Below are 18,105 nucleotides of genomic sequence, written 5' to 3' on the forward strand. Positions count from 1 at the left end.
TCCCTGAATCTTTAGTATAAAGCTATTTTGTTTTTCATTCTAGTATTAGGTCTTAAAAAAAGCAATAATATCAAATGAATTAATTCTAATTTTTCTGGATTTTTAAAACAAAAATCTTAAAAGCTTATATGTTCAACAAAATTATCATATAAAAATCGCTCTACAGTAGATGCAGCATAGTGTTTACAAAGCTCATTCATTACATTTTCATAATCTCGATACGCTGATACATTTACAACTGTTTCTAATATCCCATCAAAATCCGAACCAAACCCTATATTCTTCTCTCCACCTAATGAACAAATATATTCGATATGTCTTACTATATCTGTTATATTCGCTTGTTTTTCATTTGTTAGAAACTGCGGTACGAAAGTGACACCTATCATGCCATTTCGCTTTATAAGAGCTTTAAGTTGTTCATCGTTTAAATTACGTGGATGCTGACAAAGTTTCATACAGTTTGAGTGGGAAGCAATAAGATTTTTTGCACTTTCTACAACATCCCAAAAACTTCTTTCATTCAGATGAGACACATCAGTCCATGCATGTAACGTATTAAGTTCTTGTACAACTTCTTTACCGAAAGTCGTTAAACCCGCCCCACGTGTCTCTAGCGCACCATCAGCTAATAGATTGGCATAATTCCATGTTAGTCCAAAAGAACGTACTCCTAGGCGATACAACAACCGTAATTTCATTGCATCTTTTCCAATTGCTTCGCATCCTTCTAGTGTTAATATCGCTCCAATCTCGTCCTGTTTTAACATGTTAATATCATCTTTTGTCTGAATAAACTTTACACCCGGTAATGATAAAATTTCATTATAAAAAATATCTACCATTTGTAATGCCGCTTCAAATCGTTTTTCATATAGCACTGTTTCTGGCACATATATAGCAAAACATTGTATACTTCCTTTTCTTCTCTTTAACTGTTCAAATGTAATATGTAATTGCGGATCATGTTTAAAATCCTTTTTCCCTTGTGCACTCCATAACTGAAGAAGCACATCACAATGAGCATCAAAAATTTTCATTTTCATTCCTCCATTATAAAAACAACCTGTTTGCATACTGCAAACAGGTTGTTTAAACTTAACGAGGTTCTACAATTAATTTTATTGCTGTACGTTCTTCCCCATCAATCATAATATCCGTAAACGCTGGGATACAAATCAGGTCCAAACCACTAGGCGCTACAAATCCTCTTGCAATTGCTACTGCCTTTACCGCTTGGTTCAATGCACCTGCACCAATGGCTTGAATTTCTGCTGTTCCGCGTTCGCGAATAACACCTGCAAGTGCACCAGCTACAGAATTAGGGACCGACGTTGCTTTAACTTTTAATATTTCCATTCCGCGTTTCCTCCTCGTTTCTATAAAAAGTATTAGCAATTATTTCACTTTAACTTATATTCACGAGGAATGACGCGTATTCCTGCTAAATTTCTGTAATTTTTCTAAAAAATTAAAAAATAATAACTTTTCTAAATCTTATCCAGAAATTACTCAAAAAATGGCTGATCATCATTAATTAAGATACGCTGGATTTTCTTAGCTTTTCCTGTATTAGGATCCACATCAACTAGCACTGCACTTAATTGTGTTCTACCACTTGTCACTTCAAATCGTACTGGTAAGTTTGTTAAAAACTTCTTCAATACCGCTTCTCGATCCATACCTAAAATCCCATCGTAAGGACCTGTCATACCAACATCTGTGATATATGCGGTTCCGCTTGGTAAAATACGATTATCTGCTGTAGGAACATGTGTATGTGTACCCACTACTGCTGTAGCACGACCATCTACATACCAACCTAACGCTTGTTTTTCACTTGTAGTTTCCGCATGAAAATCAATAAAGATAATATTCGTACGTTTTTTTGCAATGTTAATTAATTCATCCACCTTACGGAATGGACAATCAATTGGAGGAAGGAATGTACGTCCTTGTAAGTTAATAACTGCAACTTCTGTTCCATTGCAGTTCACAAAGATAAGTCCTTTTCCTGGAGTTCCTTCTGGGAAGTTAGCTGGTCTTGCAAGATATTTTGCGTCATCAATAAATTCAAATACTTCACGGTTATCCCAAGCGTGGTTTCCAAGTGTAACCGCTTGTGCCCCGCATTCTAAAAAGTTTCGATATATTTTTTCCGTAATTCCACGGCCACCTGCTGCATTTTCTCCATTAATAATGGTTACTGTAGGTGTATATTTCTTCTTTAATGCCGGTACGTATTGTTGAATCATACCTCTACCAGGAGATCCTACTACATCCCCAACAAATAATATTCTCATATGTCTTACCCTTCCTATGTACTACATTTTTTATTACTATAGCTTCAAGTGATTTCCTTACAATATATTTATTATAAGTTTGTTTCACTTGTATGCTAGCTATAAAGTGAAACTTTAATCAGTGGGGGTTTCCTTCATCCCCACTGATTATTAGCCCCCACCAATCGGACATTTACGGGCAGTTGATTCCCAACCTAACTTCTTTTCTTTCGCTGAATTTTGAGGCGGGAGGCTTATTGCCCGTTAATGTAGGGAACTAATTTCCTTTATTTTAACCAATTCCAACACAAAAAAATAAAGTGGTGTTTCACCACTTTATTTTGCGTATTCCACTGCACGTGTTTCACGAATAACAGTTACTTTAATATGTCCTGGGTAATCCAGTTCATTTTCAATACGTTTTCGAATATCACGAGCTAAACGATGAGCTTCTAAATCATCAATTGTATCTGGTTTTACCAGAATACGAACTTCTCGTCCTGCTTGAATTGCGAAAGATTTTTCTACGCCTTCATAAGACTCTGAAATCTCTTCTAACTTTTCAAGACGACGAATATAGTTCTCAAGTGTTTCACTACGAGCTCCAGGTCTTGCAGCTGATAATGCATCTGCTGCTGCAACTAAAACTGCAATGATAGAAGTTGGTTCTGTGTCCCCATGGTGAGATGCAATACTGTTTATAACTACAGGATGCTCTTTATACTTCGTTGCGAGTTCGACACCAATTTCAACGTGGCTACCTTCTACTTCATGATCAATTGCTTTACCGATATCATGTAATAGACCAGCACGTCTTGCTAGTTTTTCATCCTCACCAAGCTCCGCTGCCATAAGTCCAGTTAAATATGCAACTTCCATAGAGTGTTTTAAGACGTTTTGTCCGTAACTTGTACGGTATTTTAAACGACCTAAAATCTTAATTAAATCTGGATGTAATCCATGAACACCCACTTCAAACGTTGTTTGCTCTCCGACTTCGCGAATATACTCGTCCACTTCACGTCTTGATTTTTCGACCATCTCTTCAATACGCGCTGGGTGAATACGTCCGTCCTGTACTAGTTTATCAAGAGCGATACGAGCTGTTTCACGACGAATTGGGTCGAATCCAGAAAGGATAACCGCTTCTGGTGTATCATCGATAATTAGGTCAATACCTGTTAACGTTTCTAACGTACGAATATTTCGACCTTCACGTCCGATAATACGTCCCTTCATTTCGTCATTTGGAAGATTTACAACCGAAACGGTTGTTTCAGCAACATGATCAGCTGCACATCTTTGCATTGCAAGAGATAAAATCTCTTTTGCTTTCTTATCCGCTTCTTCTTTCGCACGAACTTCACTTTCTTTTACCATTACGGCAATTTCATGAGAAACTTCACTTTCTACTTTACCAAGAATAATTGCTTTCGCTTGTTCGCGTGTCAGATTGGAAATGCGCTCTAATTCTGTTTGTTGCTTTTGAACTAACTCTCCCACTTTGCTTTCCAACTCTTCAATCTGTTGTTGTCTCGCTACAAGAGATTCCTCTTTCTTTTCTAACTGTCGCTCGCGTTTATCGAGCGTTTCGTCTTTACGATCAAGGTTCTCTTCTTTTTGCATTAAACGATTTTCTTGTTTTTGTAATTCGCTTCTACGGTCACGAATTTCTAATTCAGCTTCTGTACGAAGTGTATGAATTTCATCCTTTGCTTCTAAAAGCGCTTCTTTCTTAAGTGCTTCAGCCTCACGATTCGCTTCGTCTAGAATACGTTTCGCTTCGTTAGCTGCACCATTAATCTTCGCTTCAGCAATAGACTTTCGAACAAAAAAGCCAACAACTGCACCGACTGTTGCAAGCAAAATGGAGATGAGTATCCAAACTGTACTACTCATGATTTCACCTCCCCTTGCTATGAATGAAAAAAGACTGTCGGCATGTACATTGAATACCAACATACAGCAAAGACCGTCGTCCCGCTTTTTTAAGGGACTTTCTTCATTTCACAATTAAAATGTCATATTATTATTTCGGCAAGATTTAAGTCTTACTCCGAATATTACTTCTCTTCTTGAGAAGAGTGTTTCGTATATAAGAAAAAATATACATTCTCATTGTATCTATCGCAATTTTCATTGTCAAGCGTTGTCTACTTTTACTTTCTTTACCTTCAGCTCTAATTCATATATGAATTTAAAAAGAAGACAGCATATTATCCTGGAAAACCTTAGTGAATTCCAGTTTATGCATACAAAACATGCATATATCCCTCTTTATACATAGCCTTTTAGGCAGATTAAATATTTTATCTCCAACGATATACAACGCTTTCATAATAATTAAAAATAAAAGACACGGTTCCGTGTCTTTTATTTTTTAATCTTGAAGATTTGAATCTTCCGTGTCTTCAGCACCAGAGTCTTCACCAATTCCGTGATGGTCACGAACAAAGAAGGCAATTTCTTCTCTTAAATCCGTATTCTCTTTTAAGAATTGCTTCGAATTTTCACGACCTTGACCTAAACGCTCTTCATTATAAGAGTACCAAGCACCACTCTTTTGAACGATATCAAGTTCAGAAGCCATATCTAAGATTTCACCTTCTCTTGAAATACCTTCTCCGTACATAATATCAACTTCAGCAACACGGAATGGTGGTGCCACTTTATTTTTAACTACTTTTACTTTTGTTTTATTACCAACGATGTCGTTACCTTGCTTTAATTGCTCCGCACGACGCACTTCAAGACGAACTGTTGAATAGAATTTCAACGCACGACCTCCTGGAGTTGTTTCTGGCACTATCTATAGATTTTCCATCTCTATAGTCCGGACTATCTCTTCATCTCTTTACAGAGAGCCTTGCACTTCCAGCAGTAGCCTATCATCTGCCGTACCCTACTCAGTTAACTAAAAGTCCTTTTCGGTAGTCTCTACACCTTCCCCATATAAATATGAAGCTTGGCACGGTATTACCCTAAATAATGGTGGGCTTCACCGTTAGCAACTATATAAATAGTTACACCCTTAGGCAATAAGGTTCACAAGGTTTTTTAACATGCTATCACTAGCAAGGGAAACCCATGGTAAACTCCTTAATCTTTTGTGCGACTTTTTCTTTATTTACTAACTCTTCTTCATGTATAACAAGATATTTATAGCAGCTCTCTTCCATAAATAAAAGTTTTCTTTTATCTCGTTCTCTTATTTTGTGGAGTGAGTGTGCTCATTTCCCATGGACATCTAAACAATATTTTCTACCTAAGTAGAAATCAATGGACCACTTATCGATTCTTTTTTGCTTAATGAACGCCAGATCTAAGCTTAATAATATCTGTTCGACCTGTTGTTCCAGTAAAGTATCATAATTTTTCTTTCTGACCTTTACATTAAGCTCTTTTCTCCTTTTAGCAACACATGTATCGGATACGCCATACTTAACGGCAATTTCAACATGTGATAAATATGGATTTTTTAACTCCTATTCAACTTCTGCGGTTTTAGGTAAATAAATCTTCCTATGTCTGGTTCTTTTAATTCCGAGTAACTTTAATATTTCACCTACTCGCCTTTCATCCAGATTAATTTCTTTACCTATATCTTTTAATTTTCTCTCCGCATGTGTCGCGATAAAATCCACTTGCCATTGTTCTATGTTTCGATAAGTTCTATTTCCGATTGTCACTGCCACCTTAATCTCTCCTTATAAGAAATCCCTTATAAAGACTTAAATGAAGAAGACAAATAAAGATTCAAGTACTACGCTCTGATTAAGCAACTTGTGGTTGATTTCCGAACATAACCCCAACTTTTTCACGAATTTGGTTAATAAAGATTGCGATTGTTTTTGATTTATTAATTGCACCTGACAGCTTACGAAGTGCTTGAGACATTAAACGAGCTTGTAGACCTACGTGTGAGTCACCCATGTCTCCTTCAATCTCAGCTTTCGGTACAAGAGCTGCTACAGAGTCAATTACGATAATATCAACCGCGCCACTTCGTACAAGTGCTTCTGCGATTTCTAGTCCTTGCTCCCCTGTATCAGGTTGTGATAATAGTAATTCATCTATGTTAACGCCTAATTTTTGTGCATATACAGGATCCATTGCATGCTCCGCATCAATAAACGCTGCTTGTCCACCTTGACGCTGTACTTCCGCGATTGCGTGTAATGAAACTGTTGTTTTACCTGAACTTTCTGGTCCATAAATTTCGATAATACGACCACGTGGGTAGCCGCCTACCCCTAATGCCACATCAAGTGCCAAAGAACCACTTGAAATTGTAGAAATTCTACGCTCCGCTTGTTCTCCTAATTTCATAATTGAACCTTTACCGAATTGCTTCTCTATTTGTTTTAACGCCATATCTAACGCCGCTTGACGATCACTCATTCAAAATTCCTCCTTAACTGAATTGCTAATCTTATTATACCTATTTTCAATTCAATTTGCCAACAAAATCGAACATTTATTCGATTTTTTTATTTTCCATTAAATAAAAATGAGTTTAACCATAAAAAAAGCTAGAAGAAACTTATATCTCTTCTAGCTTTTTATATAAATGATAAAATCCATATTTCACCGAACGTTCCCTAATTTGTTGACGACTTCCACTTAAAATAAGAGGAAAGACTACAGTTGGTTCATCCTTAATCGCCAATCCAACGAATACTGTTCCCGGCTCTTTATGTTCTGAAGCATCCGGTCCTGCTACCCCAGTGAAACTAATTCCGATATCCGCTTTTAATAAGCCCTTAACATTTTCAGCAAGATAACGAGCACATTCTTTACTAACTGCACCATCAGTAGACAACACTTCCGCAGGTACATGTAAAACATGTTGCTTCACATCATTATGATAACAAATGATACCGCCTTTAAATACCGAAGACACACCAGCACTTTCTGTTACTTGATTGCCAAAGAGACCACCGGTTAAACTTTCTGCACACGCTAAAGTTAATCCTTTTTTCTTCAATAACTCTATCGCCTTATCATGCAGAAACTCTTGATCATACCCGTAGAAAAATTTTCCTACTCTTTCTAAAATCAAATCTTCCATATGCTGAATGCGTTTCGCAGCTTCATCAGCATTTTGATGTTTGGCAGTTAAACGTAGTGTCACTTCTCCATCATTAGCAAGGGGGGCGATTGTCGGGTTCGTTTGTCCATCAATTAAATCTTGAACTTTCACTTCTAATTGAGATTCCCCAATCCCGAAAAAGCGAAGCACACGAGAATAAATGTTTTCTCCTGTTGTAAAGTTACGTAAAAAAGGCTCTACATAACTTATATACATCGGCTTCATCTCTTTCGGTGGTCCTGGTAATAAAATATAAACTTTCCTGTTCTTATTTAGCCCCATACCAGGTGCCATGCCGTGATCATTCGCAAATACAGTTGCTCCATTCAAAACGAGCGCTTGCTTTTTATTATTCTCTGTGAACTCGCGACCTGTACGCTTAAAGTACTCGCTTATCGATGCTAATGCCTTTTCATCATATACAAGCTCTTCACCCAACCTAGAAGATATCGTTTCTTTCGTCAAATCATCTTTTGTCGGGCCTAATCCACCTGTGAAAATAAGTATGTCAGCACGTTCTTCCGCAACTTCAATTGCCTGCTGTAATCGCTTGTTATTATCTCCAACTACAGTATGGTAGTACACATTAATTCCGATTGAAGCTAACTTTTCAGATAAAAACTGGGCATTTGTATTTGCAATTTGTCCAAGTAATAATTCAGTTCCAACCGCAATAATTTCAGCATTCATCCCAATTCCCCCATAAACTTCTATTTTGAGTTTACAAAAGCAGCTCTATTTTTCCAGAAATAATCCCACCCTGAAATAACAGTAAAGATTAATGCAATCCATATGAAAATATCAGCAACTGGGATATGGATTAAATTTAAAGGTACATCGTGTAATAAATACGCCGCAATTGCAATAATTTGTGTCCACGTCTTAATTTTCCCTAACTGATTTGCTGCCACTACTTCTCCTGTTCCAGCAAGTACAAGGCGTAAACCAGTTACTGCAAACTCACGGCTGATAATTACAATAACGATCCAAGCAGGTACGTATTGCATCTCAACTAATGTAATAAGCGCTGCTGAAACAAGTAATTTATCAGCTAACGGGTCAAGAAACTTCCCTAAATTCGTTACAAGATTATACTTTCTTGCGTAATGTCCATCAATCCAATCTGTAGCCGAAGCAATAATAAAGATAAGTGCCCCTACTAAATGTTGAATTGGTAAATCAACATCACCAATTGTGTATGAACCCCATTCAAAGGGCGCTAACATAATTACCATAAAAATTGGAATTAAGAAGATTCTAGATATTGTAATTTTATTTGGTAAATTCACAGCTATTCCTCCATCATATCAAAAACATTTGTTCATTTAAAAAAGTCATCGAGGCGATGACTATTATTGTGCTGGTTGCCCTATCCCTTGGTTTTTTATCACCAATCTTTGGTGAAGTTCTTTTTCTGGATCCAATGGATAAGCGACCACTTGGCCATTCAGTTTAACTTCAACATTCGTTGCATTCCCAATATTAAGTCGCACTTCTTTTAATGTTGATACATCACGTTTTTCTATTTGGCCCTCTTGTACTGTAGCGTTTAGAATCACATTCCCCGCATCATCTTTAACATCTACATAACTCGCACCTTTACCCGATATTTCCAGTTCTAATGTTTTATTGTTATGAATTTCCAAAGTAGATACTTTACCAGTGGTACCAACTACTTTTACTTCTTCTTGTCCCGTTGGTTGTGCTGGTTGTTCCTCTTTCTTTGGCTCTTCTTTCTTTGGTTCCTCTTTTTTCGGCTCTTCCGCTTTCACTTCATCTTTCTTCGTATCTAACGGAGAGTTTTCTGCTTTTTTAACTTCAATTTTCTCGCTTTGAGCATTCGGAACTTTCTCATCACCTTTTCCAGTTAACGCTTGGAAAACAAACCAAATTACCACTCCAAATGCAATTACTAATAGCGCAACTAAAACTTTCGGCATATGATCTGCAATTGGCCATGATGAAGATTTTTGCATTGTTTCTTGTGTTTTCTGTCCTGTTGATACTTGTGGAACGTCGCGTTTTTCAGATTGTGGTATCGTACTCTGATATTCTACAAGCAGTTCCTCTCCATTTAACCCAACCGCATCTGCGTATTGTTTAATGAATGCACGCGCATAAAAAGCTCCTGGCAATACATCATAATTGCCTTCCTCAATCGCTACTAAATGGCGTTTTTGAATTTTTGTAATCTCATGCAGCTGATCCATAGACAAGCCCTTCGTTCCTCTTGCTTCTTTCAGCTTTTGTCCTAATTCTGTCACTACTAACACCTCAATATTTCTTTAAAAGTCAAACATAGAGAAATTATTTTGCGTACCTTGCTCAATTTCATCTACTAAATTATATTGAATTTCTTCATCATAATCGTTACGCAACTCGATAATATAATCAAAATCATCCAATGTGTATTCTGACTGACTCACAAATACGTCAGGATGTTCCACAACTTTCGTTGCAGGTAATCTCATAATTTCACGAACAAGCTGCCAATGCCTTTCGTTAGCACGCTTTGTTGACACGATTCCATCTAAGATAAAAATATTGTCGTCGCTATACTCATCTTCAATCAATTGACTACGAACAGTTTGCTTAATAAGAGTAGATGATACAAATAACCATCTTTTATTTGCACAAACACTTGCGGCAACAATGGATTCTGTTTTTCCGACACGAGGCATTCCTCGTATCCCGATTAGTTTATGACCTTCTTTTTTCATTATTTCAGCCATAAAGTCTACAAGTAACCCTAATTCATCACGTACAAATCGAAATGTCTTCTTATCATCTGCATCTCGTTGTATGTACCTACCATGTCTAACCGCTAGCTTATCTCTTAGCTTTGGCGGACGATATTTCGTTACCGTTATGTTATCCATCGTATTTAAAATTGATTCAAGTCTAGAGATTTGCTCTTGATTATCACACATAAGGAGTAATCCACGTCGTGCATTATCTACACCATTAATTGTGACAATATTAATGCCGAGCATACCGATTAACGAAGAAACGTCACCAAGCAAGCCAGGTCGGTTTTTATGTATTTCATATTCAAAATACCATTCAATCATCCAAGATCACTCCCCTTGCTTACTTTACACCTACGTACTATATTATATGATTTCACCTTAATAGGGAAGCTAAATGTATAATCTATCCCGTTCAATTATTATACAAAAAAAATAGAGAGGAGAATCTCCTCTCTATTTTTTACTTATGCTGTACAAACTTCACCATTAAGTTTGCGATTGTATGTTGCTCTTGTTCATCAGCAACTTTCCAAAGCTCAGACAATAATTTCTCTTGATCGTTGCGCGCTTCTACTTCATTTGCTAAATAATCTCCAACACGAAATGCCATATCTGATACAGCACCACCATCAAGACCTTTTCCTGATGCCTGTTCTAAACGTTCTCCTAAAAAGCTCTTCCATTGATCAAAATTATCTAAAACTGACATGTGTAAGCACCTCACTACTTAGTAATAGAATCATGCTTAATTTGTACAGTTTTTCATTTTTTATGTAAGAAATTTTTAGCAATGCCAACCACCATTTACTCCGATAATTTGTCCAGTTATGTAAGATGCTCCTGGTGATACGAGGAATGACACTGTTTTCGCTACCTCTTCTGGTAGTCCCAACCTGCCTAACGGGATCTCTTCAGCAATTTCATTCTTATCCTCTTCTGAAAATACTTGTAACATTTCCGTTTCAATTGCACCTGGCGCCACCGCGTTAACCCTTAATCCACTTAATGAAACTTCTTTCGCTAAAGCTTTCACATATGAATTTTGTGCACCTTTCACCATCGAGTAAAGCACTTCACATGATGCGCCGATTTGGCCCCATATAGAAGAAACAAGTACAATATTACCACTTCTCCGCTGAATCATAGATGGCAGCGCCCTTGATATTAATTTATAGATACTCTTCACTTGAAGTTCTACCATATAATTCAATTCATCGTTCGTTACATCTGTTACGAGTCCAAAGATACTCTTCCCAGCTGCATATACGATAACATCAAGAGGATGTTCAATTTGTTCCCACAACTGCTCTGCCCCATCAGTAGAAGCTAAATTCGCTTGAACAGGAATCACTTCACCCCATTCTTTCTGCAACTCGTTCACTTTCTCTTCACCGTTATTATAATGAACATATACTGTATATCCATCTTGAATTAATTGTTTTGAAATAGCAGAGCCAATCCCTCCGCTTCCTCCAGTTACTAATGCATACTTTTTCATACAATTCCTCTCTTATCTCAACAAAATCTTTCTCCTATAAATAATACCCTCATCTTACAATTTATCAATGATAAGATGAGGGTATTATTATGAAACCTTTTATTTTTTCGGTAAAACTTGACAAACACTCATTTTCTCTTCTGATAATAATAATTTGGCTACTTCTTGTAAATCTTGAACAGTTAAACTTTCTAATACAGTCAATGCCTCAAACAGACTAGATTCATTAAACGCATATCGTGTAAATTGATTTGCAATATATTCCGGCGAATTCAACGAGCGTAAAAAGCCACCTATTTTCTTTTTCTTTACTCGTTCTAATGCCACCTCATCTAATTGATCATAATTTGTATTTAGTAAAATGCTTTTCAAACGCTCTTCCAGCTCATCAGGTTGCTTCGTATCGCCGCCAACCATTGCAAAACCGAAGTTATTCTCTTCCGTATAATCATACGAGAACGAATCATCAATAAGACCTTCATTATATAAAGATTCGTAATGAACGGAGCTTTTCCCAAATAAATAATCTAAAAGTAACGTAAGCGCAATTTCTTGTTTTAAAAGGGCTTTCCCTTTTTCTTTTAAATTTGTCGCTTTAATACCAACTAAACATTTCGGTGTTTGTACAGGCATGGAAATAATTTTCTTCTTTTCATTTACCTCATCTGGTTCTTCCTCAAATGAACGTACAATTTCTGGCTGGTTTTTATAATCTTTTTTCGCTTGATTTTCACGTACTAAATCCATTGTTTTCTCTGGATCAATTGCCCCCACAACGAACAATAACATATTGCTCGGATGATAAAATGTTTCATAACATTCATATAATAAGTCTTTCGTAATTTTACTAATAGACTCGATTGTCCCTGCAATATCAATTTTAATTGGGTGCTTTACAAACAAGCTATCAATTAATCCAAAGTATAAGCGCCAATCTGGATTATCTTGATACATTTGAATTTCTTGCCCAATAATTCCCTTCTCTTTTTCAACTGTTTTTTCAGAGAAGTAAGGCTCTTGTACGAAGTTTAACAATGTATTTAAATTTTGTTCTACATTTGATGTACATGAAAACAGGTAAGCTGTTCTTGTGAAAGATGTGAAAGCATTTGCTGATGCTCCTTGTTTACTAAACAATTGGAAAGCATCGTGATCTTCTTTTTCAAATAATTTATGCTCAAGAAAATGAGCAATTCCATCAGGTACACGAACCATTTCTTCTTTACCTAGTGGCACGAATGTATTATCCATAGAACCATATTTTGTCGTAAACGTTGCAAATGTTTTATTAAATCCTTGCTTCGGTAAAATATATACATCTAATCCATTAGGAAGTTTTTCATAATAGAGTGTCTCTTTTAATTGCTCATAAACAATTTTCTCCATTTATTCTCCCTCCGTTCCATGTAAAAAGTAAATTGTATCTAGTTCAATATTTTTAGCAACTTTCACAATCTCTTCTTTCGTCACACTTTCAATACCTGAAAGCCATTCTTCAACCGGACGCGTACGGTCTGAAATAATACCATGATACAGCATTTCCACAAATCCGCGAGGTGTATCAATCGCTTCTAATATTTGATTTTGAATGACACTTTTCGTTTGATGCATCTCTTCTTCAGAAAAATCACCATTTTGCATCGCCAACATTTGTTCTTTAATAATCTCAACAGCTTTTTCATAATTTTTCGCTTCGATTCCTGACATGACAAACAATAAGCCTTTATGACTTTCAAAGCGAGACGCTGCATAGTACGCTAAACTATTTTTTTCACGAACATTAACGAATAACTTTGAATGAGAAAATCCTCCAAACAATCCATTGAACAATTGCAGCGCAAAATAATCTTCGTCTTTATACGTAATAAACGTACGATAACCGATGTGTAATTTACTTTGTTTTAATTCTTGTTTTTCAACAACTTCTTTTTCTTCATTATTTCTCTTATGAAGAAGTACATTTCTTTCTCTCGCAGGACGCGCTGAAATAGAAAAATACTTACTTACAAGATCCACTGCATTTTCTGAAATATCACCAATAATGTATAGATCCATTTCATCTTCTGCTAACACTTTTTGATAATATTGATACAAACTTTCATTTGTAATAGAAGAAACACTCTCTTTTTTCCCATGTGCACTTAAACGATACGGTTCTACTTTGCACATTTCTTCAATTAAACGCTCGTTTGCATAGCGCATTTTATCATCGTACGTAGCTTCAATTCGTTGCAAGAGCGCTCTCTTTTCACTTTCTACGATAGAAGGTAGAAAACCATCCCCCTCTGTTGCTGGATGTAAAACGATATCCGATAACATAGAAAGTGCTTTTTCAAATAACGGTGGTGCATCATGTAAATATACTTCATTTGCAATGTCTACATAAATAGAGATAATATGGTCTTCTCCTTTTTTACTTACATCTACTGCCAAAGAAGATCCGTATAATTCTTCTAAATATTGACGAAGACGAATTACAGAAGGAAGCTTTTCTGTCGCACTTTGCAATACGTATGGCAATAGGGCACGCTCTGTCACCGTCTCCTCATTTAAAGGTGCTTTAAAACGAAATACAAACGTATTTGTTTTATATTTATCAGTCGGAATAATATGTACTCGCAAACCACCTAACTCATGTAACTGTTGTTCCATTAGTTTCATTTATAGCCCTCCTTTACGTATATAGGAATATTCCTCTTCAATATACAGTTTTTAGAAATAAAAAATCAACTTTTCTTCCTCACTATACTTACATGAGGCTCTTTCTAAAAACTGTCATATGTAAGGAACATCGTAAAATTCCGTATTACATATAGTCTATGTAAAAAAGCCCGCACTAATGTGCGAGCTTTTTTATACTTATCGTTTTCCTTTTTCATACGGCGTTCCTAACGCTTTCGGAGCTTCAGAACGACCTACAAAACCAACAAGTGCTAATATTGTGAATACATATGGTAATATCGTTAATAAAACACTCGGAATTTGATCTAACACAGGAATTGTTCCACCTGTTACACTTAACGATTGTGCAAAACCAAAGAATAACGCTGCACCTAATGCACCTAGTGGATTCCACTTCCCAAAGATCATAGCAGCTAATGCTAAGAAACCTTGTCCAGTAATAGTTGCCCCTGAGAAGTTATTAGAAATTGACATTGCAAAAATTGCTCCACCAATTCCAGCAAACACACCTGATATACAAACACCAATATAGCGCATTTTATATACGTTAATCCCCATCGTATCAGCTGCCATTGGATGCTCACCAACAGCACGCAGACGAAGACCGAACGGCGTTTTATAAATAACATACCAAACAACGAATGCTAAAATAATGGCAATATACGAAGTTATTGGTACGTTCGAGAAAAATATTTTCCCTAAAACCGGAATATCCGAAAGGCCTGGAATATCAATCTTTTCAATACGATACTGAATAAAGTCAGTCTGTCCTTTATCAAAAATCTTCTTAATTGCAAATACTGTTAAACCAAGAGATAAGAAGTTAATTGCTACACCACTTACAACTTGATCCGCTCGGAATGTAATAGAGGCTACCGCATGAAGTAATGCAAATAACCCACTACCAATTGCCGCAAATAATAACGCAATCCATGGAGTCATCGTTCCCCAAGTATCACCCATTAATAAGTTTGTAACTACTCCAATAAATGCACCAAATAGCATTAGTCCTTCTAATCCGATATTTACAACACCCGATCGTTCACTAAATACACCACCTAATGCTGTGAAAATTATAGGTGCTGATGTATATAACGTACCCGTCACAAGAATGGCTAATATATCTAAAAAGCTCATTTATTTCCCCTCCTTGCTCATGCGTGTAAGCGCCCATCTTAACACATAACTACATGCAACAAAGAAGATGATACATGCAATAATCACATTAATAAGCTCTGATGGTACATCTGCCTCAAAGTTCATTTGAGGGGAAGCACTTTTCAAACCACCAAATAATAAAGCTGAAAGGATAATACCAAACGGATTATTCCCCCCAAGTAAGGCTACGGCAATCCCGTCAAATCCTACTCCTGTAAACGAAGACATTGCTGTCATACTTTGGAATGTTCCTAACCCTTCCATCGCTCCACCAATCCCCGCAAATGCCCCTGCAATTGTCATAGAGAATACTACATTACGAGAAACTTTCATGCCAGCATATTGGGAAGCATGTTGATTAAATCCTACCGACTTTAATTCATAACCTACAGTTGTTCGATCTAATAAGAACCACATTAAAATAGCGATTAAAATTGCTACAACAATTCCCCAGTGAAGGCGCGAACCGTCAGTGATGGTAGCGAGCCAGTCTGAAGATAATGACGCACTCCCTTTGATGTCGTACGTTTTATCATTACCCTCGTGCAAGAAACGCTTAATAATGTCATATGTTACGTATAACGCAATATAGTTCATCATAATTGTTACAATAACTTCATTAACTTGAAATTTCCCCTTTAAATATCCAGGAATGAAACCCCAAATTCCACCTACCAATGCTGCAAATAAAATAGATAACGGAATGTGAAGAACAGCTGGTAGCGAAACTGCATAACCGAACCAAACTGCTGCAAGCCAACCAACTAGTAATTGACCCTCTACCCCGATATTAAATAAACCTGTACGAAATGCAAACGCCACTGATAAGCCGGCAAGAATAAGCGGTATCATTGTACGAAGCGTTTCACCGATCGCACTTGGGCTACCGAACATACCTGTCCAAAGTGCACTATAACCAACAATTGGGTCATAGCCACTAACTAGCATTACAATTGCTCCGACAAGTAAACCGAAAATAACGGATAGTACTGGGACTAAAATATTTATCGTTCGTTCAGTTAAAAGTTTTTTAGCCATTTGTACCCACCTGCTCCTTCTTTGTTCCTCCAGCCATTAACAATCCAAGCTGTTGTTCATTCGTTTCTTTCGCATCAACTATTGCTACAATTTTCCCTTCATAAATAACAGCAATTCGATCGCTAACATTTAAGATTTCATCTAACTCTAGTGATAAAAGTAATACACCTTTTCCTTTATCCCTTTGCTCTATTAATCTCTTATGAATAAATTCAATTGCGCCTACATCTAAACCACGTGTTGGCTGTGCCGCGATTAATAAATCTGGATCACGGTCTACTTCACGTGCAATAATTGCTTTTTGTTGATTCCCCCCAGATAGAGCGCGTGCTAACGTTTGCTCACTAGGTGTACGTACATCAAACTGTTCAATAAGAGCCTTTGCTTTTTCTGTAATTTTACTGAAATTTAAAATCCCTTTCTTTGAAAACGGATTTTTATAGTACGTTTGCAGAACTATATTATCTCTAACAGAAAAATCAAGAACGAGTCCGTGTTTATGACGATCTTCTGGAATATGACCAATTCCCTCTTCTGTTATTCTTCTAACAGGCCAATTTGTTATTTCTTTTCCTCTAATTGCAATAGAACCTGACTCAACTTTTCGTAAACCAGTAATCGCTTCTATTAATTCACTTTGTCCGTTTCCGTCAATCCCTGCAATCCCAACAATTTCCCCCGCACGAACAGTTAAGTCAAGGCCTTTTACAGCAGGTAGTTGACGTGCATCGTGAACAACAAGGTTTGCAATTGAAAGTACCTCTTCTTTTGGCTTCGCGTCTATTTTTTCTGTTTTAAAATTCACTTGACGTCCGACCATTAATTCTGCAAGTTTATTTTCATCCGTATTTGCAACGTCAACCGTTCCAATCCCTTTTCCTTTACGAATAATCGTACAACGATCGCAAACTTCCATAATTTCTTTCAACTTATGTGTAATAAGAACAATAGATTTTCCTTCTTGCACAAGCTTTTTCATAATTTGAATTAGCTCATGAATTTCTTGTGGTGTTAACACAGCTGTCGGTTCATCAAATATTAAAATTTCTGCACCACGGTAAAGAGTTTTCAAAATCTCAACACGCTGTTGCATACCAACTGAAATATCCTGTATTTTCGCATATGGATCTACAGCTAAGCCGTATTGTTCAGACAGTTTTTGAATTTCTTTAGCAGCTTCCTCAACAGCAATTTTACCTTTTTTCTTCGGTTCATTTCCGAGAATAATATTCTCAGTAACTGTAAAATTATGAACAAGCATAAAGTGCTGATGAACCATTCCAATACCAAGGTCATTTGCCACATTCGGATTGGTAATGTTTACAGACTTTCCTTTAATTTTAATTTCACCTTGTTCTGGTTGGTACAAACCAAATAGTACATTCATCAATGTGGATTTCCCTGCACCATTTTCTCCAAGTAAAGCATGTATCTCACCCTGCTTTACTTGCAGCGTAATATCATCATTCGCTACAATGCCTGGGAATACTTTCGTAATATTATTCATTTCAATTACGTATTCCATTGTGTTCCTCCTTTTAACAGGGAATATTCCCCTATTACACTATTAACTTATTAAGCAATTCGGAAGTTTTATACATACAA

Annotated in this window: 15 protein-coding genes and 3 pseudogenes; all 18 read right to left on the reverse strand. The window is 36.6% G+C overall.

Going from position 1 to position 18,105, the window contains the following annotated elements; translation table 11 throughout:
• Positions 1-116: 116 nt before the first annotated feature.
• The 18 genes and pseudogenes from QCI41_RS09210 to QCI41_RS09295 all read right to left on the reverse strand — a co-directional run bounded on the left by QCI41_RS09210 (position 117) and on the right by QCI41_RS09295 (position 18,025).
• Positions 117-1,040: a dipeptidase gene (locus tag QCI41_RS09210; protein ID WP_353837576.1), complete on the reverse strand. Its 924-nt coding sequence runs from the start codon at positions 1,038-1,040 to the stop codon at positions 117-119.
• Between the two features lie 58 nt (positions 1,041-1,098).
• Positions 1,099-1,359, reverse strand: a complete 261-nt coding sequence (gene spoVS, locus QCI41_RS09215; RefSeq protein WP_000404341.1) for a stage V sporulation protein SpoVS — start codon at positions 1,357-1,359, stop codon at positions 1,099-1,101.
• 149 nt (positions 1,360-1,508) lie between these two features.
• A complete protein-coding gene (locus QCI41_RS09220) occupies positions 1,509-2,303 on the reverse strand; it encodes a TIGR00282 family metallophosphoesterase (RefSeq protein ID WP_001221093.1) in 795 nt (264 codons plus the stop codon).
• A 315-nt stretch (positions 2,304-2,618) separates the two neighbouring features.
• Positions 2,619-4,181 (reverse strand): ribonuclease Y, encoded by a 1,563-nt coding sequence (rny, locus tag QCI41_RS09225; protein WP_048545962.1) that lies wholly within the window; start codon positions 4,179-4,181, stop codon positions 2,619-2,621.
• 481 nt (positions 4,182-4,662) lie between these two features.
• Positions 4,663-5,085 (reverse strand): annotated as a pseudogene (locus tag QCI41_RS09230) (recombinase RecA family protein); the annotation flags it as partial.
• A 268-nt stretch (positions 5,086-5,353) separates the two neighbouring features.
• Positions 5,354-5,977: pseudogene (locus QCI41_RS09235) on the reverse strand (topoisomerase I).
• A 97-nt stretch (positions 5,978-6,074) separates the two neighbouring features.
• Positions 6,075-6,683, reverse strand: a pseudogene (recA, locus tag QCI41_RS09240) (recombinase RecA); the annotation flags it as partial.
• A 142-nt stretch (positions 6,684-6,825) separates the two neighbouring features.
• On the reverse strand, positions 6,826-8,064 hold the full coding sequence (gene cinA / locus QCI41_RS09245; protein ID WP_046956498.1) for a competence/damage-inducible protein CinA: 1,239 nt from the start codon (positions 8,062-8,064) through the stop codon (positions 6,826-6,828).
• Between the two features lie 20 nt (positions 8,065-8,084).
• Entirely contained in the window at positions 8,085-8,663 is a 579-nt protein-coding gene (gene pgsA / locus QCI41_RS09250) for a CDP-diacylglycerol--glycerol-3-phosphate 3-phosphatidyltransferase (protein ID WP_001052976.1), read from the reverse strand.
• A 63-nt stretch (positions 8,664-8,726) separates the two neighbouring features.
• A complete protein-coding gene (locus QCI41_RS09255; protein WP_000137490.1) occupies positions 8,727-9,638 on the reverse strand; it encodes a helix-turn-helix domain-containing protein in 912 nt (303 codons plus the stop codon).
• Between the two features lie 21 nt (positions 9,639-9,659).
• Entirely contained in the window at positions 9,660-10,445 is a 786-nt protein-coding gene (locus QCI41_RS09260) for a DUF3388 domain-containing protein (RefSeq protein ID WP_000574107.1), read from the reverse strand.
• Between the two features lie 139 nt (positions 10,446-10,584).
• Positions 10,585-10,833: a DUF3243 domain-containing protein gene (locus QCI41_RS09265; protein WP_000114455.1), complete on the reverse strand. Its 249-nt coding sequence runs from the start codon at positions 10,831-10,833 to the stop codon at positions 10,585-10,587.
• A gap of 75 nt (positions 10,834-10,908) precedes the next feature.
• Positions 10,909-11,622 (reverse strand): elongation factor P 5-aminopentanone reductase, encoded by a 714-nt coding sequence (gene ymfI, locus QCI41_RS09270; RefSeq protein WP_353837575.1) that lies wholly within the window; start codon positions 11,620-11,622, stop codon positions 10,909-10,911.
• Between the two features lie 99 nt (positions 11,623-11,721).
• Positions 11,722-13,008, reverse strand: a complete 1,287-nt coding sequence (yfmH, locus tag QCI41_RS09275; RefSeq protein WP_048545969.1) for an EF-P 5-aminopentanol modification-associated protein YfmH — start codon at positions 13,006-13,008, stop codon at positions 11,722-11,724.
• A complete protein-coding gene (yfmF, locus tag QCI41_RS09280; protein ID WP_046956496.1) occupies positions 13,009-14,283 on the reverse strand; it encodes an EF-P 5-aminopentanol modification-associated protein YfmF in 1,275 nt (424 codons plus the stop codon).
• Between the two features lie 198 nt (positions 14,284-14,481).
• Positions 14,482-15,441: an ABC transporter permease gene (locus tag QCI41_RS09285; RefSeq protein ID WP_000008857.1), complete on the reverse strand. Its 960-nt coding sequence runs from the start codon at positions 15,439-15,441 to the stop codon at positions 14,482-14,484.
• Positions 15,442-16,500, reverse strand: coding sequence for an ABC transporter permease (locus tag QCI41_RS09290; RefSeq protein WP_353837574.1), 1,059 nt, complete (start codon positions 16,498-16,500; stop codon positions 15,442-15,444). It abuts the gene before it with no gap.
• A complete protein-coding gene (locus tag QCI41_RS09295; protein WP_000456926.1) occupies positions 16,493-18,025 on the reverse strand; it encodes an ABC transporter ATP-binding protein in 1,533 nt (510 codons plus the stop codon). Before QCI41_RS09295 ends, QCI41_RS09290 begins: the two co-directional genes overlap by 8 nt.
• Positions 18,026-18,105 lie beyond the last annotated feature (80 nt).

It is taken from the genome of Bacillus cereus group sp. MG4, from assembly GCF_040460055.1.
Taxonomy (GTDB): domain Bacteria; phylum Bacillota; class Bacilli; order Bacillales; family Bacillaceae_G; genus Bacillus_A; species Bacillus_A wiedmannii.